The following is a 23,819-nucleotide window of genomic DNA, read 5'->3' as shown; positions in this document are numbered from 1 at the left end:
AATTTAATAAGTTTAGGCCTTGGAGAAACTTCTTCCTTCTTTCATTCCGTATATTACATAATGCCTAAGGGCGTTGACATTCTGTTTTCTTACGTCCTCGTTCTCCTCGAGATATGCCTCCTCATTAAAGCCGAATTTACGAAGCTGACTTGTGTCGAAATGAAGCGCAATGGACCTCGCAAGCCGATGCAGCAAGCTTCCCTTTCTTTCGCTATATCTGTTAGATGAGAAACTCATAGCATTTTGGATATCTTCCAGCTTCATTCTCAGAGCGGCGATTTCCTTCGAAAGAATTTCATTGATCTCTGATTGTTCGGCGATGGCGTTTTCCTTCACGGAACTCTCGTACCGGAGGGCATTCGCGAGCGTTTCCGCGGCGTCTAGTTTCCGCGCAAATGCATCCCGTTGAGCACATGTTGCCTCTAAATCTCGCTCGACAAGATCTCGGTCGTGCCGCATCTCGTCAGTGATGTTATTTGCCTCTATCAGTGCGACCTGTGTGCGGCCCAAAGTAGCTCTCATGTTGTTAGCATTCTGCTCGTTTTCGGCTATCCAATTCGCTAGATACCTGGAGCCCTTATCCTCCCCTGGAAAGATCATATCCAGAAATTTGCATCGCATGTCAGCATAGTATGTATTGTTCGGGTGGAACTCCCATGGTCCACCCCAAGGGGCATCGGCAGATGTAAACTCAAGGGAAGGGGCGGACTTAAGTATTTTCACCCCTTCATATGCCGAGATAAAGTTCTCAACATCGTTCAAAATGGAATTGCGCGCCGTGAGCTGTCGTAAGTTTTGAAGGGGAACGAACTCGCCGTCTCTCAGTTCGGTGAGGCAAAAACGCCGAGATAGAAAGACCACATCTACCCCCCGCTGGATACGCTCTTTCAAAAGTTTGTGATAGAAAATGTTGAAGTGATGCTTCCAGAGAACCCAATAATATTGCTCGTCAGGGCGAATTACCGCAGCTTTGGCCAACTCCGATGTCTCATCAAAAGCGAGGTGTTTAAATGCCGCACCAAATACATCGTTGCGTATGTCAGGAATAATGGTGTCGCCAATCCTCAAAAAAGCGTTGGCAAAATCAGCGGCCGCTTCAAATATAATAACGCTTTCTTGGTCCCCTTCCAGGCGTTTACATACGGCTTTGGATGTCTCGCGCTCCAGGAATCTCGAAACTTCTTCACTTTCAAATTTGGCATCCTCTAGTATTACCGGCGCAGACATCATTGATGGTATTGTTGCACGCCAAAAATGAGTTGATTGAACCACATTATTTAGTTGGCTGAGTAATTCTAGCAGGTTGCAGCCGCCCATGGAGATAATGGGCTTTTTGGTCGGGAAGGGGCGTATAAGCGGTAAGTCGGCATTTTCTGATGCATCTACGACCGTCAATTTTTTCATTATATGTTACGTCCACAGTCTATAATAAGGCTTTTTCATGGCTGTTATGGCAATAATGTGGCGATCTTGCAAGGAGTCAACAACCCAGGCTGGAATTCTTCGTCAAGCAAAAGGTTGAGCCTCAAGGCAGTGAGACCCCTGGGGTTGGATGTCCCTCCCACCTGTGCTCGTAGCAATACTGCGGGTGACCCTTGCCGATGTCGTATCCGTGAGAAACCATGACCTGATGTGGTGGACGGTCTCCGCTCCCGGCATCGCAGTGTGCCAAAGTGTGGCTGTCGAAAGTCCACATGAGGGAGAGCCGTCCATGGAACAGGTTAGCACAATCGGATTGGATATCGCCAAGCACGTCTTTCAGGTGCATGGCGTAGACGCGGTGGGCGCGGTAGTGGTCCGGCGAAAGCTGCGACGTGAGGATGTCGCCGCTTTCTTCAGGAAATTGCCGCCGTGCCTGATCGGAATCGAGGCGTGTGCGACCGGGCACCACTGGGCTCGGGTCCTCCTGGCGCTGGGTCACGAGGTTCGGCTAATGCCGGCGTCTTACGTCAAGCCATACGTGAAGCGGCAAAAGAATGACGCGACGGATGCCGAAGCGATCTGCGAGGCGGTGGCGCGACCGACGATGCGCTTCGTCCCGGTGAAGAGCGAGGAGCAACAGAGTGTCCTGATGCTGCATCGCGTCCGTGAACTTTTGATCCGGCAGCGGACAATGCTGGTGAACGCCTTGCGCGGCCACCTGGCGGAGTTCGGCATCGTAACGCGTCAGGGCATTGTCGGCGTCGGAATGCTGATCGCATTGGTAGAAGACGATGGCCAGAATCTCATCCCTCCGCTTGCGCGTTCCGCGCTTCTTTCGCTGATCGGGCAGTTGCGGGAGGTGCACGAGAGGGTCGGCGAGATGGATTGCCAAATTCATGCTTGGCATCGCTCCAACGAGCTGAGCCGTCGCCTTGAGACAATACCTGGAATTGGCCCGATCACTGCCAGCGCAATCGCCGCGACCGTGACAGACGCGTCGCTCTTCAAATCCGGCCGACAACTGGCGGCATGGATAGGCTTGGTACCTCGGCAGAATTCATCGGGTGGCAAAGACCGGCTCGGGAGGATAAGCAAACAAGGCGATCCCTATCTCCGTAGGCTTCTTGTCGTTGGGGCGCATGCGGTACTTCGCTTCAGCCGCAAGGCCAGAGTTCCACCGACGCAGTGGGCGGCCGAGCTTTTGGCGAAGAAGCCGTACAACGTCGTCGCTGTTGCTCTGGCCAACAAGATGGCGCGGATCGTCTGGGCGTTGATGACGACAGGCAGGCGATTTGAGGCCGCCGCCAATCTTTGACAAGTCACGAGGCTGCTGGAATTGGTGAGGTGCAAATGGTGTGATGGCGAACGGTCGAGCCGGGATCGGACAAACCCGATCAGTGGGTGCCGCTTGAAAGCGCGTTGACCTGTCTGGGATCCGATCAGCGGACTACATCAGGGCCAGCGGCATGAACAAGCCGCAATCAAAGGCCGAATACATGCCTGCACCCGACCAATCTGCCGGAAACAGTAAATTGCCCCTTGCCACGCGGAGGCCGTCCATACATGCCGCTGAAGTTTGATCCGGCTACGATTAGAGCCTCGGCTTCATTGAACCGCCCCAGGTTTCTGGACCAGCGGAGGCTGGAGTTTTCCGGCTTCATTCAAGGAGGCGGGCTGGTTGCGCCTCCCGAATTCATCAGCGAGATCGGGACCTTGTTGCCGATCGCACCATGAGGCCGTTCCTCATTATAGTATCGACGCCAATCCTCCATCTTTTCGCGGGCATCCGCAAGGGTCAGGAACCAATGCTGGTTCAGGCACTCCGCCCGGAAGCGGCCATTGAAAGCTTCAATAAAGGCGTTGTCCGTGGGCTTGCCTGGGCGAGAGAAGTCCAACGTCACGCCTTTGGCATAGGCCCAAAGGTCGAGGTCGCGTGACACAAATTCAGTGCCCTGATCCACCCTGATCGTCTTCGGATAGCCAACTTTCCGGCATACTCGTTCCAGGGTTTGCACGACATCTTCACCGCGATAGCTGTGACGTGGATCAAGCACCGGTACATAACGCGAGTAGGTATCGACCACCGTCAAGACGCGCAGCTTCTTCCCAGTCGCGAGTTGGTCGTGAACAAAGTCCATGGCCCGAACATCGTTCGGACCGACTGCCATTTGACGATCCTCCCGCAGCTTGGCTTTGACCCGGCGCTTCGGCGTCTTGTTGCGCAGTTGAAGACCCAAGTCCTTGTAAATGCGATAGGTTCGCTTGATGCTTGTGCCCCAACCCTCGCGTTCCAACAGCACATGCACACGACGATAGCCGTAACGGACACGGGTCTCGCAGATCTCTCGAATACGACGTTCCAAGCCGGCCTGATCGGCACGGCGAGAGGTGTAGTGGTAGGTCGAACGATCGAAGTTCAGCGCCCCGCAGGCGCGCCGGATCGAGATTGCCCAGTCCCGGCACATACCCTTCACCACCTCTCGCTTGCGAGCAGGCCTTAGAGCTTTCGCCGAATAACATCCTGCAACATCTCACGGTCCAGCGTCAGATCCGCGACGATCTTCTTCAGTCGCGCATTCTCGTCCTCGAGTTGCTTCAGCTTCTTCATCTCCGGCGGCAACATGCCGGCGTACTTTTTCTTCCAGTTGAAATAGGTCGCCTGGCTAATTCCCGCCTTCCGACAGATCTCCGCAACCGGCACACCTTCATCACCCTGCTTCAAAATGAACGCCTTTTGCGCGTCCGAAAACTGCGATGCCTTCATCGTCTTCCGTTCCTTTCCCAGCCAGGAAAATGCACCGGAAAACTCTAACCAAAACTGGTCCAGTTTGAAGGGTTCAGATCAGGTTCAGATCAAAGAGCTACGAGATCGGTTACCTCCATATCGACAGCTGCGAGTTGCGGCATGCCGATGGAAAGCTGGTCATGTTCCTCGCCATCGATCGGGTTTCGAAGTTCACACATGTCGAGTTCCACGACTGCGCTGGAAAGATGGAAGGCGCGGACTTTCTCCGGAGCGTGGTGGAGGTTTTTCCCTACAAGATCCACACCGTGCTTAGGGACAACGGTATGGCCTTCGCCGATCTGCCCAAAAACCGCACCGGCCCCAGCCGCCGCTTCCTCGGCCCCCATACCTTCGACCGCGTCTGCATCGCCAACGGCGTCGAACATCGGCTGACGAAACCCTACCATCCTTGGACGAATGGTCAGGCCGAGCGGATGAACCGCACTATCAAGGACGCCACCGTCAAGGTCTACCACTATGACGACATGGAAAGCCTCAAGGCTCATGTCCTGGCTTTCATCACTGCTTACAACTTCGCCAAACACCTCAAGGCACTACGATGACGAACACCCTATCAGGCAATCTGCGACGCGTGGACAAAAGACGACTCAATCTTCAAAATTAACCCGCACCAGCTCATTCCGGGACCGCACAACTGGTCGGTAACCGTCAGCGGGTAACAGTATCGACCGTCGCCGAGCTTGAACTCGCCCTTGAAATCGGCACACCACAGATCGTTCGGCGTAATCGCCTGTGATAGGGCTGTGTCCCTTCGGCTCGATATCGGTGGCGTTTGTGGGCATGGGCGATCAGTCCGTGCCGGTCGAGAACGGCATACGCCGTGCTTTTTGGCCGGCAAGCTTATGTACCAGCAGTTCGCGGATCTTGCGTGCACCCCGGTGGAGCTTGCCCTCCTTCAGCCGCACGATCATCGCTTCGAGCGGTTCGGGTAGCTGGTTGGTATAACGCACTGGCCGCCGTGATCGATCCGTCAGCGCCTGCAGGCCGTCGCCCTTGCAGCGGTTGAAGATCTTGTAACCGGTCTTCAGCGAGATGCCGAACTCCTGGCACACATCACTCATGCCTTCGCCCTCAAGCAATCGAGCGACAAATCGTAGACGTTTCTCCATCACCGAAGTCTCTCTCAACGGCATCAACACCTTCCGCCAAGAAAAGCGGAAAGTGTTCCCTATGTCTCCGGGTACAATTCGTCACCTATCTCTCGGGTCGGGCACCCAACTTTCGAAGTTGCCGCGTGTCGCAAGTTCCCAACGACCTGCATAAGCGCGCTTGTTCCTATGGGCACGAACACTAGGCCGTGAACTCGTAAATTCGAATTGATCGGCGCGGGTGTCAGAGCGGTCTATTTTGATTTCCATCGCATTCGCTGCGCATCCACACGATCTGCTCCCATGTGCTCGATGAAGGCTTCCCTCAGGCGGGAAAGCCATCTTTCTCTGCAGGCCAAGGGAGAATGGGGCTCGCCTTCAGCGGTGAGGACCCATTCAGCGAATTGGGTTGCGGTCACTGTACCCGAGTTCGGCATAAAGTCAGTCACGTGCATATATTTGCCTGCCTGGACGCTCCCGCAGTGACCCCATCCGACACAGACCTGATGCATGAGCGCATCGAAACCAGTTTTTGCTGTCATGAAAGTGCGCATTGATTGAGGCGGAATGCCTGCGAGCGCTTCAACAGATTACAGCGCCGCGTGTGAGCCCGCAATAGGACCGGCTATCGAAAGGATGGTTTCATGTCGCGGCGAATTGTGATTCACGCTCCGCATGAGCCGATATGATCTGACTGACTTCGAATGGCGCGTGATCAAGCCGTTCTTGCCCAACAAATCTCGGGGTGTCGCTCGCGTTGATGACCGGCGAGTGCTGAATGGCATCTTTTGGGTTCTTCGATCTGGAGCCCCTTGGCGTGATGTCCCTGAACGATATGGACCATATACGACATGCTACAATCGCTTCAGGCGTTGGACGATGGCTGGAATTTGGGACAGGCTGATGGAGGCTGTCACGAGCCCTTCGAATGATGGCATAGCCATGATAGACGGCACTTCTATTCGCGCACATCATCTGGCAGCCACGCTGACAACCGAACACCCGTATCGTTGCCTTGGACGAAGTCGGGGTGGTCTCACGACCAAAATTCATGCCGTCACAGATGGCAAGGGGCTACCAATCAAGGTTGTCATCACGCCCGGTCACGCTCACGACCTAACTGCGGCGAAAGAGCTGCTTACTGATCTATCCCCAGGCGGTATGGTTCTTGCGGACAAAGCCTATGATGCCGATTGGCTCCGTGCGGAAATCAGAATGAAACAATCATGGGCGAACATTCCGCCAAAATCCAACCGAAAGAGGCCAGTCGTCTTCAGCCCTTGGCTTTACAGAAAGCGAAATCTTATTGAGCGGTTCTTTAGTAAGCTCAAATGTTATCGACGGATCGCGACCCGGTATGACAAGTTAGGCACGAGTTTCCTCGCCATGATAAAGCTGGCCTGTGTTCGCCTCACTATCCGCCATAACGAGTCCACGGCCTAGGTCACATACCCATAAAATAGTTTTAGATTTTAATAGTTTGTGATTCACTATCTCTGATGGCTGGAGGTAGTGATGGCGCGCTTTGATTTGACGGATTTCGAATGGTCGGTAATTGAGCCTCTCCTGCCGACCAAGGTTCGTGGCAAGGCGCGCGTTGATGACCGGGTGCTGAATGGTATCTTCTGGCGACTGAGAACGGGTGCGCCTTGGGCGGACATTCCTGCTCGGTATGGACCCTATACGACCTGTGTACCGCTTCAACCGATGGCGCCATGCGGGGCATTGGGCACGTATTCTCAACGCAATATCAGAAGCTTACGATGGCGATATCCAGATGATCGACAGCTCTTCGATCCGCGTTCACCAGCATGCGGCCAACGGTCAAAAAAAAAGAGGAAAGATCCGGTTGCATGGGTCGCTCGCGTGGTGGACTGACAACCAAAATCCATGCCCTCGTCGATGCCGATGGCCGCCCAATCCGACTGAAGCTTACAGCCGGGCAGGCTCATGACGGGCGTTCGGCGGCCGATATGTTTGAAACTGTCAGGCCTGGTCAGATACTGCTGGCAGATCGCGCGTACGACAGCGACGGTTTGCGTAAAAACCTCAAGGCACGAGGAGTATGGGGTTGCATCCGCCCCATGCCAAACAGGGTTCACATTCCCGTCTTCAGCCCATGGCTCTACAAGCAACGCAACGCCGTCGAAAGATACTTCAACAAACTCAAACACTTCCGCGCCGTCGCAACCAGATATGACAAGCGCGACGACAACTTCCTCGCGTCAATCCAACTCGCATCAATTCGAATTTGGCTCAGGAGTTATGAGTCGGTGATCTAAACCACTTCGACACTTGAGAGGACCTGATTCAGGAGCCGGCTGCTCCAATCCCTTTGGGGCCGTCGAGCCGGGTTACGTTGTCATCCAAGGTTCGCACGGCTGTTGTCAGGGTCGCCAGTGCCGACATCATGAGGGCGTGGTCCTGGCCCTCTTGGGATTGCGATTGGGACAGAGCAAGAGCGCGATCATGCAGCTGTTGGCCGATTGTATCGAGCCGATCAATGGTTTCCTGGTTCATAGCCGTCTCCTTCACAGGCCAATTCGGCAGAGGTGCCATATGCCAATGCATGGTGCGGCTTGTTTGTTCCGGGCAAACCTTATCGACGCGCGGTAACTGTGGCTAGTATGCCGCCCAGCTTTGACGGGGAGCTATTTCGGATATTCATCCGGACGCCCATAGGCGTTGTGGGCGAGAGTGCCCTCACACAAACTCGACGCCCATGCTGTTGATTTTGCGCCAGCGTACTGCACATGCCATCAATCTCTCGTCTGAAAGTTGCAGGTCGAAGGTGTTGGGTGCTGCGAGAGGATTTTCGATTTGGATCAGGGCGCCGGTATCGGACAGGTTTCGCACGAGGCAATCGAAGACCGAATGTCCATCGTTGAAAATGATTTTTGCGCCAAGAAGCGTTCGCTTTCGGGTCGCTACCCGGCCTTCGGGTGAGAATGCCGTCATGGGATTGGCTCCTTGACTTTTGTTTTTGCTAATGTGGCATGTTCTAATATCGAAGATATTAATGAGAATCCGCAAATTGAACGGTTTCCACTTATTGACGGAGAGGCACCCCAAGCATCGGATGAATGCCGGCCGGTCGGAGCTTGGCGCAGCCGGAATGCACTGGCACTTCCCCACACCCGAGAGGCCATCCTCCGGCACGTTTTCCGTTGAAAATATCTCGGCAGAGGCGGATGGACGACGTCGCCGGCGAACAACCCGCCGTCATTTGCGTTGTATTTTCAAATGGCCCATGGAAATCCACGCGACATATCTTGCAAGACGAAACCTGCTCTGGCACCGTGCTGCCGTAGGGGATCGGGATTTTCAATGAAACTGTTTTTGGCGGCGGCCACCATGCTGGTGGGCGCCAGTTCCGCAATGGCGGCAGATGATGCCGTGAACAATGCGTTCCGGGTCTGCAAGATGATCGACAATACCGGCTTGTTTACGGCGCCGTGCCAGGTGTCTGGCCGCAGGTACGCCGTCATGGCGACAATAGATCTACCGAGCGTCGATGCCAGAAAGGCCTGCGCGCAGATTACCGGCGTGGTTTCGTCAAAGGGGTTCCATTTCCCTGGAGGGGAATGGACCGTGCAAATCAAGTCACCGACAAGCGGCGACAAGTCCATCGCATCTTGCAGATTGCCGAAATAAAGCACCTTAGGAAAGGTGCGCGGTTTTCCGTTCGGAATTGCGTAGAGGCACGGGGATGAGCGTTTCGCGATCGGAAAAATCGGAAAGGCTCCAGCGCCTCAGGCCGAGGCGTTCAGTTCCTCTTCGGCATAGGTAAGCTGCAGTTCCATCTGCACCGCATGCATGAAGAGGCCTGCTTGCCGCGAGATTTCGCCGTCTTCCATTCCCTGTTCGCGCAAGGCGTTGGCAAAGATTGCCATTTCCGAACGCCAGAAGCGGTTTGCCGCTTCGCCATTTAGCTGCTGAAGGGCTGCGGCACACCGCCTGACATCACTGGTACGCCTGTCGGCCGGGAATGGTAGAAGCGACATATTCTCTCCGTCATTGGCAGGGCGAATCGCCTGCCTCTGTTGGCAAGATCGCCGGCACTCGTTCACAAAAAGTGAATAATGTCAGAGAGATCCCGCATGCCGCGGGAAGGGCCGGACGATTTCACTGCATGACGGATATGCCAGCCTCCCGTGCAGCCTTGATCAAGGCCTCCCTTACGGCTTCGGCGGGGACGGCACCAAGCATCGCTTCGAGGCAGATCCGCACTGCCGCGACATATTCCTCGCCATTTTCCACCGGCCAATATTCCAGCAGCAACTCCGCCGCCTGATGCACTGAATTGATACGGCGGGTTCCGCCGTTCTCTCCCATGACAAGCGTGACAGCCGGAAATGGGCGTAAAGTGTTTCGTTTCAAAACGTATTACCTCCGAAACATTCATGCTTCGGTAAGACTGCAAGAAGCGTTCCGGACCGTAAGTCTTGCCCGATGCCATCGTAGCTGATGTCGTTTCTTGCCGACAGACGGGCACATTGCGCTCCTGTACTGCGGCCGAGATCGCTTCCGTGTTGCATCTTAATGCAGCGAATGACGGCGCCATTCTCGTAAAGCACGACAAGACCCGGGACCGCTTCCCGGATATGCAGCCGCCCCGCTCTCCAATGCCTTCGCATCTGGGCCGCCATCAAAGCCCCACGAAAACCGCGAGGATCTGCCAGCGGTTTGAGAATGGATTGAACCTCGCGAGAGCTCTAATCCAATACGTTTGCTTCCACGCAGGCCGCGATGAACATCTTCCTGGCTTTATCACTCAGCAGGGGATCGATATCGGCTTGGAGGCAGAGGCTTCGGGCGGAATCATATTTTTCGCCTCTAATGGCCGGCCAGCGGAAAACAAGGTGATTATGGGCTTCCTTGGGGCTTCGGACGGCCTCCGGCATTCCATAGCCGATGCGCAAATAGACTGGCTCGTGCCAGCGGCCATCGCCGGCACTAAAAATGCTGGTCATTTCGATGATGCTCCGACATTGCCTCCTCCAACTCCTGCCGGGGCAAAAAGTTTCGCAATATCCGGAAAATTAGCCATTCTGCGCGGAAAAGCGGTCCGCTCATACGGTAATCACCGGGGAGGATGGTCATCCGCGACAGTGCCGCGATTGGTGCGCCCAGTCGCGCCGGCTGGTTCACTGAACCATTCGATAACGAGACATGCGGCATGTCCCGTCCCCTAATGGATGAAAGAGGGCGATCGCTTTTACTGAACTACCGGCATTTCCAGAGGGACGCCAGCCTCGGATGCCGCGGCGACAAAGCTGTTGCGGGCCTCCAGTGGTTGTCCCTGACCTCTTTCGACGTCGGCACAGACTTGCAGTGCCATCATGAACGCCTTGCCCTCCGCGACGGGCCATGCGTTCAGCAGCAAGTCCAGCGCTTCTTTCGTGTTCGCGACCGTATAGACTTTTCCGGTGCGCTTGCAGATGACCATGATGGGATTATTCCAGTCTTTATTATTCATGGCACGGGGCTCCGATCCGACGCGGCCGCAATTAACGCTACGGTGCGTGAAATCTCAAGTTAATTTCAAGACGATATCTGGAGCAGTCCGGAATTGTTTCAATCGTCGGGAAATCAATTCGAGTGCCGGCGTGGTCAACTTTCGAACCGTAACTTTCGATAGGGCGTTTTTCACAGAAAATCATCGCATGGAGATTACGTGCGTGGGGCAATGAGGTCATAAAAGACTTGTCGTACGGCATGACCGGGAGAGGATAATGGGAAGCTTTGCGGAGATCAGGGAGCGCGCCGAGAAGCGCAAGGGCGGCGCCGATGGACTGAGGGCGTTGATGCCCAGAATGCCGAACCATGACGTGCTGCGGACGCAGCCCGACGATCGGATATTGTCCGAAATGACGCGCTACATCTTCTATGCGGGTTTTGTGCGCAACGTCATCGATTCGAAATGGACGGGCTTCGAAGCCGCTTTCTCCGGCTTCGATCCCGCATTCCTCAATCTCGCACCGGACGATTACTGGCATGATCTGACCTCCGACGTCCGGGTCATCCGCAATGGCGCCAAAATCATGTCGGTCAGGGCCAATGCGCAGTTCGTCCGCCGGCTTGCCGACGAGCATGGCAGCGCCGGCCGCTTCTTCGCCGATTGGCCGATGGACGATCAGATCGGCTTGCTGGCTCTTCTGGACAAGCAGGGCAACCGGCTCGGCGGTATGACCGGACAATATCTGCTGCGCGCCATCGGCCGCGACAGCTTCGTCATGAGCCATGACGTTCTCGTCTGTCTGCGGCTTGCGGGGGTGCCCGTTTCGGAAAGCAAGCCCACCAAGAAGGATCTGCGGCTGATCCAGGATCAGTTCAATGCCTGGCACGAGGACACGGGTCTGCCGCTCACCTATCTCTCGCGTATTTGCGCCTTCTCTGTCGGAATGCCAGGGGAGGAGGACGAGGCCTGATTGATCTCATCCATCGAATGATATTGGATCGCCTCGGGATACAGGAGGAGCAGAATGACGATCGACAGCAGACCCTTGACCATCAGCGCGCCGGAGCCGCGCTCGCTCGAGCTTATCTTCACCAAGGAAGCGCTGGCGCTCCTTCGCTCAAAATACCGCATCGTCGAAACGGATCCTGACGATGTCGCGGGATTAGGGGATGATGTGCTCGGCGAGGCGCGCTATATCATTGGCCAGCCGCCCTTGTCGAAGGAGACGCTCGACCGCATGCCGCAGCTGCGCTGCATTCTGAATGTCGAGAGCAACCTCATCAACAATATGCCTTATGAGGTGCTCTTTGAACGCGGCATCCATGTCGTCACCACAGGTCTCGTCTTTGCCGAACCGGTTGCCGAAATCGGCCTTGGGTTTGCGTTAAGCCTGGCGCGCGGCATCGCCGATGCCGATCTTGATTTCCGGAAGGGCAGGGAGCTTTGGGGCGGCGATGGCAATGCCAGCGCCCGGCTGCTTTCGGGCAGCGATATCGGTATCGTCGGTTTCGGCGATCTCGGCAAGGCGCTGAACCGGGTTCTCTCCGGCTTCCGTGCCAATATCAGGGTGTTCGATCCCTGGATGCCGCCATCGATCCTGAGAGAGCATGGCGTGCAGCCCGCCGGGCTGGACGAGGTGCTGTCTGCCAGCGATTTCGTCTTCGTTGTTGCCTCGGTCACCAGCGAGAACAAGGGCTTTCTCGGCGCTGAAGCTTTTGCCAGGATGCGCAAGGGTGCGGCCTTCATCCTGCTCAGCCGGGCCGATGTCGTCGATTTCGATGCGCTGATGGCGGCGGTAGCCTCCGGCCATATCGTGGCGGCGAGCGACGTCTATCCTGAGGAGCCGCTCGGCCTCGATCACCCCGTGCGCAAGCTCAAGGGCTTTCTGCGCTCGGCCCATCGTGCCGGCGCGCTCGACAGCGCCTTCAAGAAAATGGGCGACATGGTGCTGGAAGACATGGATCTGATGGATCGCGGCCTGCCGCCGATGCGCTGCAAGCGTGCCGAACGGGAAACGGTGTCGCGCATGCGCTCGAAGCCGGTGACGCGCAACTGACGGTGGTCGCACGAGGCATGAAACCGCAGGTGCATTTCCGAGTCGACTCATCTATCTCTCCCTCATAGCGTGCAGATGGGGATATCGATGACAAACCGGGAAATCGACATAGCATCCGTAGCGAACAAGGGTCGCGTTACGGCATTCATCGGCATCATCGCCGTGATAGCCGTGCTGATGCTCATCTTCAGTTCGTGGTACACGATTGATCAGGGCGAACGCGGCGTCATCCTGCGCACGGGCGCCATGGTCGGCACGGCGGAACCGGGCTTGCATTTCAAGTTGCCCTGGATCGAGACCGTCGTCAAAATCCCGGTAACCCAGCAGGTCACGTATTGGACCTGCCAGAACGGCGCGAACTGTCAGGCCAACGAGCACCAGCAGATGCAGGCCTATTCGCAGGATCAGCAGCCGGCGGATATGCGCGTCACCATTTCCTGGCATGTGCCGGCGGATGCCGTGGAACATGTCTATTCGGAGTTCGGTTCGCTCGGTAATCTGGAATCGCGCCTGATCGCGCGGCGAGCTCCCCAGGATGTAAAGACCGTATTCGGCAAATTCACCGCCGCCTCCGTCATCCAGAACCGGGCGCAGTTCAACACCGACGTCCAGGCGGCGATCGAGGCGGGCATTCAGGGTCCGGTGCAGATCGACAGCGTGCAGGTCGAGAATATCGATTTTTCGGATGCCTATGAGAACAGCATCGAGCAGCGCATGCTGGCGGAAGTCGAAGTACAGAAGCTGCGGCAGAATGCGGAGCGCGAGAAGGTGCAAGCGCAGATCACCGTTACGCAGGCCCAGGCCGCAGCGGACGCCCGTCGCGCCGATGCGCAGGCCCAGGCCGACGCCGTGAAGCTGCAGGCAGAAGCCGAGGCCGAAGCGATCCAACTCCGCGGCGACGCCGAAGCGAAGGCCATCAAGGCCCGGGGCGATGCATTGCGCGACAATCCGAACCTGATTTTCCTCACGCAGGCGGAAAAGTGGAATGGTCAATTGCCAACCACCATGCTGCCGAATGCTTCGGTGCCGATGCTTAATCTCGATCAGCGCCAGAGCCCCGCCACGTCGGCGGAGCATGAATAGCATCGATTGCGCGGGATCAGGGAGCCGAGCCAGAGCAGTTCCAGCAAAAGTGCGAAGCGGTTTTGCGTCCGGAACTGCGTGAAAACAAGAAGATAGAGCGTTTTCGCGATTCGAAGAAAAGCGGAAATGCTCTAACGGCGGTCGAGCCGGTTGGCTAAGCGATCGCCCAGCCATTGCATGCCGCAGACCAGAATGATCAGCACGATGACGACGGCGATCATGACGCCGGTTTCGAAGCGCTGGTAGCCATAGCGGATCGCGAGGTCGCCGAGGCCGCCGCCGCCGATAGTGCCCGCCATCGCCGAGGCCCCGATCAGCGTCACCAGCGTCACCGTGAAGCCGGCGACGATGCCGGGCATGGCCTCGGGCACCAGCACTTCGCGGATGATCGTCCAGCGATTGCCGCCCATGGCGCGCACTGCATCGATCAAGCCGCGATCGACTTCACGCAGCGAGACCTCGGCGATACGGGCATAATAAGGGATCGCGGCAATGGTCAGCGGCACGATCGCCGCCGTCGTGCCGAGCGCCGTGCCGACGATCAGCCGTGTCAGCGGGATGAGGGCAATCAGCAGGATCACGAAAGGCACGGCGCGAAAGCCGTTGACGAGCGCGGCAAGGACGCTGTTGATCGCAGGCTGCTCGGCAATGCCGCCGCGACCGGTGACGACGAGAGCGAGGCCGAGCGGCAGGCCGATGACCAGGGAGAGGAGGCCGGACGCAGCCGTCATCCAAATGGTCTCCCAGAAGGAGCGCCAAAGCAGGCCGAGGATCACATCAGTTGTCATAGCCTAAAACCTCCACCCGGGCGGAGCGGGCTTTCAGAAAATCGCTGACCTGCGCCGGCAGGTCCGGATCGCGCGTCGGGACGGCGACGAAGAAACGGGCAACAGGTTGGTTCTGGATGTGGTCGATGCCACCGTGAACCAGGCGAAAAGAGCGCGGCAGGGCAGCCGAGAGTTCTGCAAACAGTGCCCCTTGCGCCGCCGGACCGGCAAGATCGACGCTGAGGATCACTTCGACGCCTGACGTCGGCGACAGGCGGGCGGCGATGTGCTCGGGAAGCTGCGGGCGGATGCCGCCGAGCAGGCTTGCCGTGATCTCCGTTTCGGGGTTGGCGAAGACCGTCCATACGGAGCCTTCCTCGACGATCCGTCCGGCATCGATGACCGCGACGCGGTCCGCGATCGAGCGCACCACTTCCATCTCGTGGGTGATGAGCAGGATCGTCAGGCCGAGCTTGCGATTGATATCCTTCAGCAGTGCGAGAATCGACCGCGTCGTTTCCGGATCGAGCGCCGATGTTGCTTCGTCCGAAAGCAGAAGCGCCGGGCGGGCAGCTAGTGCGCGGGCAATACCGACACGCTGTTTCTGGCCGCCGGAGAGGGCGGCGGGATAGGCTTTTGCCTTATCGGCAAGGCCGACAAGATCAAGCAGTTCGCGCGCGCGCTGCAGCCGTTCGGCCTTGGCCACCCCCTCGATCTTCAGCGGCAGGGCGATGTTTTCCTCGACGGTCTTTGCGGACAAGAGATTGAAATGCTGGAAGACCATGCCGATGCGGCGGCGCAGCGGCTGCAGTTCCTTCTCCGAGAGGCGTGCGATGTCGCGGCCTTCGATATGGATCTCGCCGCTATCGGCGCGCTCCAGCCCGTTCAGGCAACGGATCAGCGTCGATTTACCGGCGCCACTGCGGCCGATGATGCCGACGATCTCGCCACGGCGCGCGGTCAGCGAAATACCGTCCAGTGCCGGCGTGCCGCCGAACCGGCGGCGGACATCGACCAGGCGGACGATTTCGTCGCCCACCGCTCGCTCGGGCGGCGCCTGTCCGTCGATTGATGTGGCCGGGATGAAAGAATTCATAGTGTTTCTCTTTGTAAAGGCGTCTTCCAGGTTGCCGAGGCTATATACCCCCCTCTGTCACTGTCGGGACATCTCCCCCACAAGGGGGGAGATTGTTGAGAGTATGCCGCGCACTCTGTGAAACAAATCAGCCAGGTGTCAGCAGATGCGATGTTCGTTTCTGGCGATGGCTTGCCACGAATTTCCGATCTCCCCCCTTGTGGGGGAGATGTCACGAAAGTGACAGAGGGGGTATGTACCCTCCGCGAACTCCATAACCAACTATAAACTTCATCGCATCCTGATGCGAAAACATCAAAGGCGGCCCGGGCAAGATACCCCAGCCGCCTCGCCGCTCAGCGCGGTCCCCGCGCCGTCCTGACATCAATAGGCGCTGATGCCCGTTCCCTTGTAAACCTTGTCGAACTCTGCCTTGACGGCGTCGTTCTGGTAGGCGGCCACCAGGGTCTTAACCCAGGCCTCGTTCTCGCCGCCCTGCTTGACGGCGATGAAGTTGCGGTAGGGGTTGCCGTCGATCGGCTCCTGTGCAATGCGTTGCTTCGGCGTCAGGCCGCTTTTCAATGCCCAGTCGGTGTTGACGACGGCTGCGTCCAAGTCGTCGATCGAGCGGCCGACGATGCCGGCGTCCAGTTCCTTGATCTCGACGTTCTTGGGGTTTTCAACGATGTCGGCGGTCGTGGCGAGAATTCCGGTGCCATCCTTGAGCTTGATCACGCCTTCGTTCTGCAGCACGCGCAGTGCACGGCCCTCGTTGGACGGATCGTTCGGTACGCCGATGACCGCACCCTTCGGAAGCTCTGCCACGGTCTTGTATTTCTTGGTGTAGAGGCCGATCGGCCAGACGCCGGTATAGCCGACGCTGACGATGTGGTAACCGTGCTGCTTGATCTGATTGTCGAGGTAAGGCTTGTGCTGGAAAGCGTTGGCATCGATTTCGCCGCGCTCGAGGGCTTCGTTCGGCTGGGTGTAGTCGTTGAAGACGACCGTCTCGATCTTCAATCCTTTCTTGGCGGCTTCAGCAGTCACGACACGCCAGACGTCTTCATCTTCACCGCTGATGATGCCGACCTTGATCGTCTTATCTGCCGCGAAAGATGGCGTAGAAGTCGCCGTCCAGCCGAAAACGGCGACAGCGGAGGCGAGGATGGCAGCAAGGCCGGCGCGGCGGGAAAGGTGCAGCGCGTCGAAACCTCTAGAAAGCTTTTCAGTCATGGGAAATCCTGTTCCTGATGATCGAGATCAATACCTCGTTGACGGCTTAATCATCTCAGACGCGTGTTCGCGCTGCCAAGCAGGATCATGCGTTGTGCGCCGCACTTCTGAAAAACTCTTTTCAGTGCGGCGCAAAGAGCAAACTAATTTTCTATAAATATTGTAGATTATTTATGCGGCAAATGAGATTTTGCCTGAAAAATGTGCAGATTAACGATGGATCGGGTCCTTCCAGAGGACTTCTTCCGGTTTTTCCACCGGTTCGATATCCAGATTGACGACGACTGGTTCCTGCCCGGAGCGAACGAGAACGCATTCCAGCGTTTCGTCCCGACTGGCATTGATTTCCTGGTGCGGCACATAGGGTGGCACGAAGATGAAATCGCCGGGACCGGCTTCGGCGACGAATTCGAGGTTATCACCCCAGCGCATTCGGGCCTTGCCTTTGACGACGTAGATGATGCTTTCGAGATCGCCGTGATGATGGGCGCCGGTCTTGGCATTGGCATGGATTGTCACGGTTCCCGCCCAGATCTTTTCAGCGCCGGCGCGCGCATGATTGATTGCGGTCGCACGGTTCATGCCCGGGGTTTGTGCGGTATTCGGATCGAGCGCATTGCCGGGAATGATCTTGATGCCGTGTTCGCGCCAATCGATGGGCTGATGGTCGTGATCGTGCCCGTCGTGATGCTGATGTTCATGATCGCCGCACATGGCGTTCCCTTTGCTCCTGGGAGAGAGATTCGCGCGCCTTTCGTCGGCACGCGCCAATTTCATACTACGCGAAGTCATTCAAAAATAAAGAGAATTACAGAAAATTCTTAAAGAGGCTTTTCAAGTCGAGATTAATCTATAGACTTGATCAAGTTAAATGACCGGTGGGAACATTTCGTGTGTGTCCCGCGTTGCGCCGGTCACGAGATGGTTTGCCGCGCCACGCCCCGTTTTTCCGGCGCGCCAAGCTGACGAAGCAGCGCTTGGGTCTCGGAGGAGAGACCATCCAAATTCATACATGCGCCGGACTTCCAATTGAAAGGAGACAGACATGTCGAATGCCTTGCCGCCCCTTCATGAGGGTCATGCACCCATCACCCTGCAGCAGCTCTTCCGCGAAGCGCTCTATGCCTTCGAGGAATGGGACAGCGAAGTAACCGAACCGATCGTGACGTTCGAAGGACGCATCCATCCCATCAGCGTCGTGTTCGAAGCCATGCGCGAATGCACAGACATCGTGCCCAACAATATCGTTTCGGCCGTGACCGAGCGGCTGACCAAGCCCTGGGAGGGCGAAGGTCCGCTTGACACGATGACCTTTTCGACGGCTGCCCGCGTGATGGGCGTCCTGGTTCGTAAAAGGCTGCTCGCGGTGAATAACGGCCTCAACGTTGCCGCCCTCGCTGCAGAGGCTCAGACGACGGAAAAATCTGACCGCTGAAAAGCGAAAGACCGTTTAAGGAAGGCCCGCCGGCACGCCCGCGGGCCTTCTGCATTTTCAGCGGCTGCCGACATCGAATTCCGGATCGACAGGGATCTGCATCGCCGTGACCAGATGGTTCGTCTGTCCGGCAAGGCCGATGACCGCCAGCAGCTCCGCGTGCTGGGCATCGGTCATCCCTTTCGCCTTCGCGGCGGCGGTGTGGGAATGGATGCAATAGCTGCAGCCATTGGCGGTGGAGACGGCAATGTAGATCATCTCGCGCACCAGCGGATCGAGCGCGCCTTCGGTCATCATCACCGCTTTCAGCCCTTCCCAGGTGCGCTTCAGCAGTGCCGGGTCGTTTCCCAGGCCGCGCCAGAAATTATTGACGAAATCGGATTTTCTCACTGCGCGAATATCGTCGAACACCGCCTTCACGGCCGGGATCGCCTCTGCCTCCGCATCATCGAGCAATTTAACCGTTGCCATTCCCTGCATCTCCTTCAGCAAATCCATTTGGGTCGGACAATAGCGCATTTTGTGGCGCTGGCGGCAGCATAGCGCGGGAATTCAAGCTGTCTTTTCGATTGCAAAAGTCATGCATATGTGAAAAAACTATTCACATAAGAAAATTAAGGCTCTGCAAAAACGACGGTAGGGTTAGGAGAGGGGCGCCTTGAGGACGCATCCGCCTATCCGCATCGGCAGGTGATTACTGAAATTCGAATGTGCAGCTCGCATAATGGCGAGCATAATGTGGCTCTGGGAGGAGTTTGACCTCGGGTTAGAGGTCGAGAGGTCGCGATGGATTTAGAAGGAGTTTTCCAATGACGCGCATCACCAATCTTCGCGTTTTCGATTTGCGTTTCCCGACATCGCAGAGCCTCGATGGTTCGGATGCGATGAATCCGGATCCGGATTATTCGGCAGCTTATGTCATCCTCGACACCGACAAGCCGGGCCTTGCTGGCCACGGCCTGACCTTCACCATTGGCCGCGGCAATGACATCTGCTGCATGGCGATCGAGGCGATGCGGCATCTGGTCGTCGGTACCGAACTTGCGACGGTTCTGGAAAACCCCGGCAAATACTGGCGGCATCTGACCAGTGACAGCCAGCTGCGCTGGATCGGCCCCGAGAAGGGCGCGATGCATCTGGCAACCGGCGCTGTCGTCAATGCCGTCTGGGATCTGCTCGCCAAGGAAGCCGGCAAGCCGGTCTGGCGGTTGGTTTCGGAGATGGATGCGGAGCAGATCGCCGATATTGTCGACTATCGTTACCTGACCGATGTGCTGACCCGCGATGAGGCCGTCGCCATCCTGAAGAAGGCGGAGGCCGGCAAGGTCGCCCGCATCGCCACGCTCGAGCGCGAGGGCTATGCCTGCTACACGACATCAGCCGGCTGGCTTGGCTATGACGACGCCAAGCTGCGCCGCCTGTGCCAGGAGGCGATCGATGCCGGCTTCAACCATGTGAAGATGAAGGTCGGCCGCGATCTCGAGGACGATATTCGCCGTCTCACCATTGCCCGCGAGGTGATCGGCCCCGATCGTTACCTCATGATCGATGCCAACCAAGTCTGGGAAGTCAATCAGGCGATCGACTGGGTGAAGAAGCTCGCCTTCGTCAAGCCTTTCTTCATCGAAGAACCCACAAGCCCGGATGACGTTGCCGGACACCGCAAGATCCGCCAGGCCATCGGCCCGGTGAAGGTCGCGACCGGCGAGATGTGCCAGAACCGCATCATGTTCAAGCAGTTCATCGCCGAGGGCGCGATCGACATTGTACAGATCGATTCCTGCCGCATGGGCGGTCTCAACGAAGTGCTGGCGGTTTTGCTGATCGCCGCCAAATATGGCTTGCCGGTCTGGCCGCATGCCGGCGGCGTCGGCCTCTGCGAATATGTGCAGCATCTGTCGATGATCGACTATATCGCCGTCTCAGGCACCAAGGACGGCCGCGTCATCGAATATGTCGATCACCTGCACGAGCATTTCATCGACCCCTGTATCATCCGCGACGCAGCCTACATGCCACCGAGCCTGCCGGGCTTCTCGATCGAGATGAAGCCGGAATCGATCGCGGAATATACGTTCAAGGGTTGAGCGCCGCCTTATCAATGAAAGCAAAAGCCCGCCAGATGGCGGGCGTTTGTCGTTCAACTCAAGAGGTGGGCTTCAGGCGGACCCGTTCAACCATGCCTGAATGACCGGTGCATCGGCATCGTCAAACTCGTGGCCGCCGGGAACGGTTGCAAGTTCGACCTTTGCGCCGCCACCACGCAGGCGTTCGGCGAGAGGTTGAGCGTATGGCCCGTACAAATCCTTTTCGCCCGCGACCACCAGCACCTCAGCATTGGACATATCAGCCACCGGCGGATTTTCGAGTACGGTCATGGAGCGCAGCAGCACCGCGCGGCGAATGAGGTGCGGGTGGAGCGACAGCATGGCGTTCAGCATGTTGGCGCCGTTCGAGTAGCCGATATAGACGATGCGTGCGGGCTCAAGCCCGTAGGCATGGACCGCGCCATCGATGAAGGCGGCAAAGGCTTCGGCCTCGCTGGCGATATCGGCCTGATCGAACGTCATCGGCCCATTGCGGCGGAACCAACGTGGCGCACCTTCCTCGAGCGCGCGGCCGCGCACGCTAAGCAAGGTCGCGTCGGGGTCGATCTTGTGACCGAGCGGCAGCATCGTCGTTTCGTTGGCACCGGAGCCATGCAGCAGGACAAAGACATTGCCGTTCGGCTGCTCCGGCGTGAAGAAGCGATGGATGAAGGGCAGATCGCGATAGATGACGCGCGGTTCGCCGGGCATGGAGAACTGCGGCAGGATCACGTTCAGCTCCGCCAAAAGTTTCGGACTGTCGCCGGGAGCGAAGAGGCGCGTGCCAAGCGTCGCTTCATCTTCGTCGATCAACATGCCAGGCGCATCCGTGGCGAGTTCGAACAGGATCTGGCCCGGTTCGCGGACATAGAGCGAGCGGAAATATTTGCGGTCATGCATCGTCGTTGGCCCGGAATCGATCGCCTGCAGGGCGGTGTGAACGGACTGCAATTCCGCATCGTCGGCTGCGCGAAAGGCGACATGATCGACCGTACCCGTACCCGGGGCGCTCGCCCAGAAGCCGCGGGCATCGCGGATGTCGAGGATATCGCCTGGTTCCGCGACGAGCCGGCTGATCGCCCCGCTGGTGGCGAGCGGTTTATAGTCGAAGTGGTTCACCAAGATGGCCTGCGTTTCATTGAGTGTTTCGCTGAACAGCGTCGCGCCGCGGATACGGCGGATCGCGTGCTCTTGCGGAATGGTATTGCTTGCCCATGGAGCAGTTGCCTGCAGGGCATTGGTCCCGACAAGCTTGACGATGACACCATCAGGATCCTTCAGCCGAAGCACAGGCTCACCGAATTCGTCGGAGGGGCCTTCGGGCTTGAGGCCGGCGCTCAATGCACGCGTCAGCCAGAAACCGATGCTTGCGGGATCGATGGCCAGAGAGATTTCGCCGATCTGGCCGACGCCGGCGCGGCCGGGCGAACCATCCTCCCAGACAAGGAAGGTAATCAGCGAACCGGGCGAGCCCTTGGCGTCGCCGTAGAGGAGATGAAGCTGGGTGGCGTCTTCAAAGCCGCCGGTGCGCTTGACGAGGCGCAGGCCGAGGAAGCCGACGTAGAAATCGACATTCGCCTGGACCTTGCGGGTGATCAGCGTGATGTGATGGATGCCGGCGACCATGGGATGCTCCAGACTATTATTTCGTTCTGGTCGCTATTTAGGTCGAGGTCATTGTTCAATGCAATGCGCCGCCCGTGAAGGCACTGTTCACAAAAGATGCTATTGCAGGAGTGGGCGGGAGGCGAGCATCAGTGCTCGCCGAGGCTGTCTTCCGGCGATCTGCGGCGGTGGCCGCTGATTTCCGAACCGGCTGTGCGCGAGAAGCTGGCGTTCCAGATCACCGCGAGCAGTGCAATGGCCGTGACGACGATGAAGGCGACGGAGAAATCGATCATCTCGGCCTTCGTCTCTCCGCGGAACTGCATCGAGCCATGCAGGGCCAACGCGGCGACGCAGATGCCGAGGGAGAGCATCAGCTGCTGGAAGGTCGAGTAAAAGCTCGTCGCAATGCTCATGCGGTCGCGCTCGATCTCGTCATAGGCGATCGTGTTGTAGGCCGTGAACTGGAACGACATGAAGAACCCGCAGAAGAACAGGATCACGAAGATGACGGGCAGCGGCCAATCCGGCTTGAAGATGGCGCACATGCCATAGCCGAGCGTGCCGATCAGCCCGAAGATGATAAGGGCGGTGCGGAAGCCGAGTGTCCGGAGAATGCGGACCTGCAGCGGCTTCATGGCCATCGAGCCGAGTGCCGTCGCAATGGCGATCTGGCCGGCGGCAGCGGCCGAAAGACCGAAACCGAGCTGCAGCATCAGCGGGATCAGGAAGGGATGGGCGCCCTGGCTGATGCGCGTCAGCGAACCGGCGATGACCGAGGTGCGGAACGTCGGCACCTTCATCAAGGAGAAATCCATGATCGGCGAGGGGTGCTTGCGGGCATGGCGCAGATAGGCGATGCCGAAGAGCAAGCCGACGGAGATGAGGAAGACAGCGAGATAGCCTTCACCCTCGCGGCTCGACATTTCAAAGCCGAAGAGCAGCGATCCCAGCGAAATACCCGAGAGGATAAAGCCAGAGAGATCGAAGCGGCCGGTGCGCGGGCCCTTCACCTCCTCGATGAACATCGTCACCAGGATGAAGCCGATGATGCCAATCGGCACGTTGATGTAGAAGATCCAGCGCCAGTCGAGGTAGGTGACGAACAAGCCGCCGACCGGTGGGCCGAGAATGGGGCCGACGAGGGCTGGGATCAGCAGCCAGGACATGGCGTTGACCATGTCCTTGCGGGCGACGCTGCGCATCAGCACCAGACGACCGATCGGCAGCATCATGGCGCCGCCGAGACCTTGCAAAAGCCGTGCAAGGACAAGGAAGAACAGGTTCGGCGCCTGGGCACACAAAAGTGAACCGAGAACGAAGACCGCGATGGCGGAGCGGAAGACTGTGCGCGATCCGAAGCGGTCGGCGATGGCGCCGCTGGCGGGAATGAAGATCGCCAGGCTGAGAAGGTATGAAGTCAGTGAGATACTCATGGCCGGCGCGCTGACGCCGAAGTCTCTCGCCATAGTCGGAAGGGCTGTTGCGAGCACGGTCGCGTCAAGCTGTTCCATGAACATCGCGCTTGCCACGATAAGCGCTACTACACGAAAATTCGGTGCGGCCCGCCGGGTCGTGGCGGCCTGGAATATCTGATCCGACATTGTCGGGGATCGCTCTCGATGGTGCGGTGGGGTCGTAAGACAGAACCGCAAGTCTGGTCATGGCGCGAAGGCCTATTTGAACGGCGGTTTGTATACT

23 protein-coding genes and 3 pseudogenes are annotated in these 23,819 nt (G+C 57.7%); 11 read left to right on the top strand and 15 right to left on the bottom strand.

What is annotated here, in order from left to right; translation table 11 throughout:
• Positions 1–12 precede the first annotated feature (12 nt).
• Positions 13–1,404 (bottom strand): hypothetical protein, encoded by a 1,392-nt coding sequence (locus tag RTCIAT899_RS14355; RefSeq protein ID WP_041677645.1) that lies wholly within the window; start codon positions 1,402–1,404, stop codon positions 13–15.
• 307 nt (positions 1,405–1,711) lie between these two features.
• On the opposite strand from RTCIAT899_RS14355, the gene RTCIAT899_RS14350 reads away from it, so the two are divergent.
• A complete protein-coding gene (locus RTCIAT899_RS14350; RefSeq protein WP_015340848.1) occupies positions 1,712–2,737 on the top strand; it encodes an IS110 family RNA-guided transposase in 1,026 nt (341 codons plus the stop codon).
• A 346-nt stretch (positions 2,738–3,083) separates the two neighbouring features.
• Here RTCIAT899_RS14350 and RTCIAT899_RS14345 read toward each other — a convergent pair.
• Positions 3,084–4,186, bottom strand: a protein-coding gene (locus tag RTCIAT899_RS14345; protein ID WP_085999180.1) for an IS3 family transposase whose coding sequence is annotated in 2 segments (ribosomal slippage) — positions 3,084–3,925 and positions 3,925–4,186 — 1,104 coding nt in all. Because the reading frame shifts where the segments join, the coding sequence is not laid out codon by codon here.
• A gap of 80 nt (positions 4,187–4,266) precedes the next feature.
• Here RTCIAT899_RS14345 and RTCIAT899_RS14335 point away from each other — a divergent pair.
• A pseudogene (locus RTCIAT899_RS14335) lies at positions 4,267–4,887 on the top strand (integrase core domain-containing protein); the annotation flags it as partial.
• Here the strand turns inward: RTCIAT899_RS14335 and RTCIAT899_RS14330 are convergent.
• Positions 4,863–5,361: pseudogene (locus RTCIAT899_RS14330) on the bottom strand (helix-turn-helix domain-containing protein); the annotation flags it as partial. The pseudogenes RTCIAT899_RS14335 and RTCIAT899_RS14330 overlap by 25 nt on opposite strands.
• Before the next feature lie 630 nt (positions 5,362–5,991).
• On the opposite strand from RTCIAT899_RS14330, the gene RTCIAT899_RS31950 reads away from it, so the two are divergent.
• Positions 5,992–6,759, top strand: a complete 768-nt coding sequence (locus RTCIAT899_RS31950) for an IS5 family transposase (RefSeq protein ID WP_015340960.1) — start codon at positions 5,992–5,994, stop codon at positions 6,757–6,759.
• A gap of 72 nt (positions 6,760–6,831) precedes the next feature.
• A pseudogene (locus RTCIAT899_RS31945) lies at positions 6,832–7,598 on the top strand (IS5 family transposase).
• Positions 7,599–7,626: 28 nt separating this feature from the next.
• Here RTCIAT899_RS31945 and RTCIAT899_RS14315 read toward each other — a convergent pair.
• Together RTCIAT899_RS14315 and RTCIAT899_RS14310 are read right to left on the bottom strand one after the other, a co-directional pair.
• Positions 7,627–7,836 carry a hypothetical protein gene (locus RTCIAT899_RS14315; protein ID WP_015340957.1) on the bottom strand — a complete coding sequence of 70 codons (210 nt, stop codon included), beginning with the start codon at positions 7,834–7,836 and terminating at the stop codon, positions 7,627–7,629.
• A 183-nt stretch (positions 7,837–8,019) separates the two neighbouring features.
• The gene (locus RTCIAT899_RS14310) at positions 8,020–8,274 is read right to left on the bottom strand and encodes a PilZ domain-containing protein (RefSeq protein ID WP_015340956.1); all 255 of its coding nucleotides are present in this window, start codon (positions 8,272–8,274) and stop codon (positions 8,020–8,022) included.
• Between the two features lie 369 nt (positions 8,275–8,643).
• Here RTCIAT899_RS14310 and RTCIAT899_RS14305 point away from each other — a divergent pair, with 369 nt between their 5' ends.
• Entirely contained in the window at positions 8,644–8,970 is a 327-nt protein-coding gene (locus tag RTCIAT899_RS14305) for a hypothetical protein (protein ID WP_041677643.1), read from the top strand.
• 98 nt (positions 8,971–9,068) lie between these two features.
• Here RTCIAT899_RS14305 and RTCIAT899_RS14300 read toward each other — a convergent pair whose 3' ends face one another.
• Both RTCIAT899_RS14300 and RTCIAT899_RS14295 read right to left on the bottom strand, forming a co-directional pair.
• A complete protein-coding gene (locus tag RTCIAT899_RS14300) occupies positions 9,069–9,320 on the bottom strand; it encodes a DUF6074 family protein (protein ID WP_015340954.1) in 252 nt (83 codons plus the stop codon).
• Between the two features lie 121 nt (positions 9,321–9,441).
• A complete protein-coding gene (locus RTCIAT899_RS14295) occupies positions 9,442–9,696 on the bottom strand; it encodes a DUF982 domain-containing protein (protein ID WP_041677642.1) in 255 nt (84 codons plus the stop codon).
• Between the two features lie 65 nt (positions 9,697–9,761).
• On the opposite strand from RTCIAT899_RS14295, the gene RTCIAT899_RS34050 reads away from it, so the two are divergent.
• A complete protein-coding gene (locus RTCIAT899_RS34050) occupies positions 9,762–10,511 on the top strand; it encodes a hypothetical protein (protein WP_244441417.1) in 750 nt (249 codons plus the stop codon).
• 23 nt (positions 10,512–10,534) lie between these two features.
• On the opposite strand, the gene RTCIAT899_RS14285 is transcribed toward RTCIAT899_RS34050, so the two are convergent.
• Positions 10,535–10,795: a DUF982 domain-containing protein gene (locus RTCIAT899_RS14285; RefSeq protein WP_015340951.1), complete on the bottom strand. Its 261-nt coding sequence runs from the start codon at positions 10,793–10,795 to the stop codon at positions 10,535–10,537.
• A gap of 256 nt (positions 10,796–11,051) precedes the next feature.
• On the opposite strand from RTCIAT899_RS14285, the gene RTCIAT899_RS14280 reads away from it, so the two are divergent.
• From RTCIAT899_RS14280 to RTCIAT899_RS14270, 3 genes are all read left to right on the top strand, one after another.
• Positions 11,052–11,747 carry a DNA-3-methyladenine glycosylase I gene (locus RTCIAT899_RS14280; RefSeq protein ID WP_015340950.1) on the top strand — a complete coding sequence of 232 codons (696 nt, stop codon included), beginning with the start codon at positions 11,052–11,054 and terminating at the stop codon, positions 11,745–11,747.
• A gap of 54 nt (positions 11,748–11,801) precedes the next feature.
• Entirely contained in the window at positions 11,802–12,833 is a 1,032-nt protein-coding gene (locus tag RTCIAT899_RS14275; protein WP_015340949.1) for a hydroxyacid dehydrogenase, read from the top strand.
• A gap of 87 nt (positions 12,834–12,920) precedes the next feature.
• Positions 12,921–13,916, top strand: coding sequence for a prohibitin family protein (locus RTCIAT899_RS14270; protein ID WP_015340948.1), 996 nt, complete (start codon positions 12,921–12,923; stop codon positions 13,914–13,916).
• 131 nt (positions 13,917–14,047) lie between these two features.
• Here RTCIAT899_RS14270 and RTCIAT899_RS14265 read toward each other — a convergent pair whose 3' ends face one another.
• From RTCIAT899_RS14265 to RTCIAT899_RS14250, 4 genes are all read right to left on the bottom strand, one after another.
• Positions 14,048–14,704: a methionine ABC transporter permease gene (locus RTCIAT899_RS14265; RefSeq protein ID WP_015340947.1), complete on the bottom strand. Its 657-nt coding sequence runs from the start codon at positions 14,702–14,704 to the stop codon at positions 14,048–14,050.
• Positions 14,694–15,779, bottom strand: coding sequence for a methionine ABC transporter ATP-binding protein (locus tag RTCIAT899_RS14260; protein WP_015340946.1), 1,086 nt, complete (start codon positions 15,777–15,779; stop codon positions 14,694–14,696). The genes RTCIAT899_RS14265 and RTCIAT899_RS14260 overlap by 11 nt, the downstream gene beginning before the upstream one ends.
• A 363-nt stretch (positions 15,780–16,142) precedes the next feature.
• On the bottom strand, positions 16,143–16,991 hold the full coding sequence (locus RTCIAT899_RS14255; protein WP_015340945.1) for a MetQ/NlpA family lipoprotein: 849 nt from the start codon (positions 16,989–16,991) through the stop codon (positions 16,143–16,145).
• Between the two features lie 210 nt (positions 16,992–17,201).
• A complete protein-coding gene (locus RTCIAT899_RS14250; RefSeq protein ID WP_015340944.1) occupies positions 17,202–17,705 on the bottom strand; it encodes a cupin domain-containing protein in 504 nt (167 codons plus the stop codon).
• A 331-nt stretch (positions 17,706–18,036) separates the two neighbouring features.
• Here RTCIAT899_RS14250 and RTCIAT899_RS14245 point away from each other — a divergent pair, with 331 nt between their 5' ends.
• Positions 18,037–18,426 carry a BRA0787 family protein gene (locus RTCIAT899_RS14245; RefSeq protein ID WP_015340943.1) on the top strand — a complete coding sequence of 130 codons (390 nt, stop codon included), beginning with the start codon at positions 18,037–18,039 and terminating at the stop codon, positions 18,424–18,426.
• Positions 18,427–18,483: 57 nt separating this feature from the next.
• On the opposite strand, the gene RTCIAT899_RS14240 is transcribed toward RTCIAT899_RS14245, so the two are convergent.
• Complete coding sequence (locus tag RTCIAT899_RS14240; protein ID WP_015340942.1) at positions 18,484–18,897, bottom strand: carboxymuconolactone decarboxylase family protein; 414 nt, start codon at positions 18,895–18,897, stop codon at positions 18,484–18,486.
• A 338-nt stretch (positions 18,898–19,235) separates the two neighbouring features.
• On the opposite strand from RTCIAT899_RS14240, the gene RTCIAT899_RS14235 reads away from it, so the two are divergent.
• Entirely contained in the window at positions 19,236–20,513 is a 1,278-nt protein-coding gene (locus RTCIAT899_RS14235; RefSeq protein ID WP_015340941.1) for an L-fuconate dehydratase, read from the top strand.
• 72 nt (positions 20,514–20,585) lie between these two features.
• On the opposite strand, the gene RTCIAT899_RS14230 is transcribed toward RTCIAT899_RS14235, so the two are convergent.
• A complete protein-coding gene (locus tag RTCIAT899_RS14230) occupies positions 20,586–22,139 on the bottom strand; it encodes a VOC family protein (protein WP_015340940.1) in 1,554 nt (517 codons plus the stop codon).
• Between the two features lie 128 nt (positions 22,140–22,267).
• Complete coding sequence (locus tag RTCIAT899_RS14225) at positions 22,268–23,722, bottom strand: MFS transporter (protein ID WP_015340939.1); 1,455 nt, start codon at positions 23,720–23,722, stop codon at positions 22,268–22,270.
• Positions 23,723–23,819: the final 97 nt, after the last annotated feature.

This window comes from Rhizobium tropici CIAT 899 (assembly GCF_000330885.1).
Taxonomy (GTDB): Bacteria; Pseudomonadota; Alphaproteobacteria; order Rhizobiales; family Rhizobiaceae; genus Rhizobium; species Rhizobium tropici.
The sequence above is the reverse complement of the archived record's forward strand: the minus strand, read 5'-3'. Positions and strand labels throughout refer to the sequence as shown.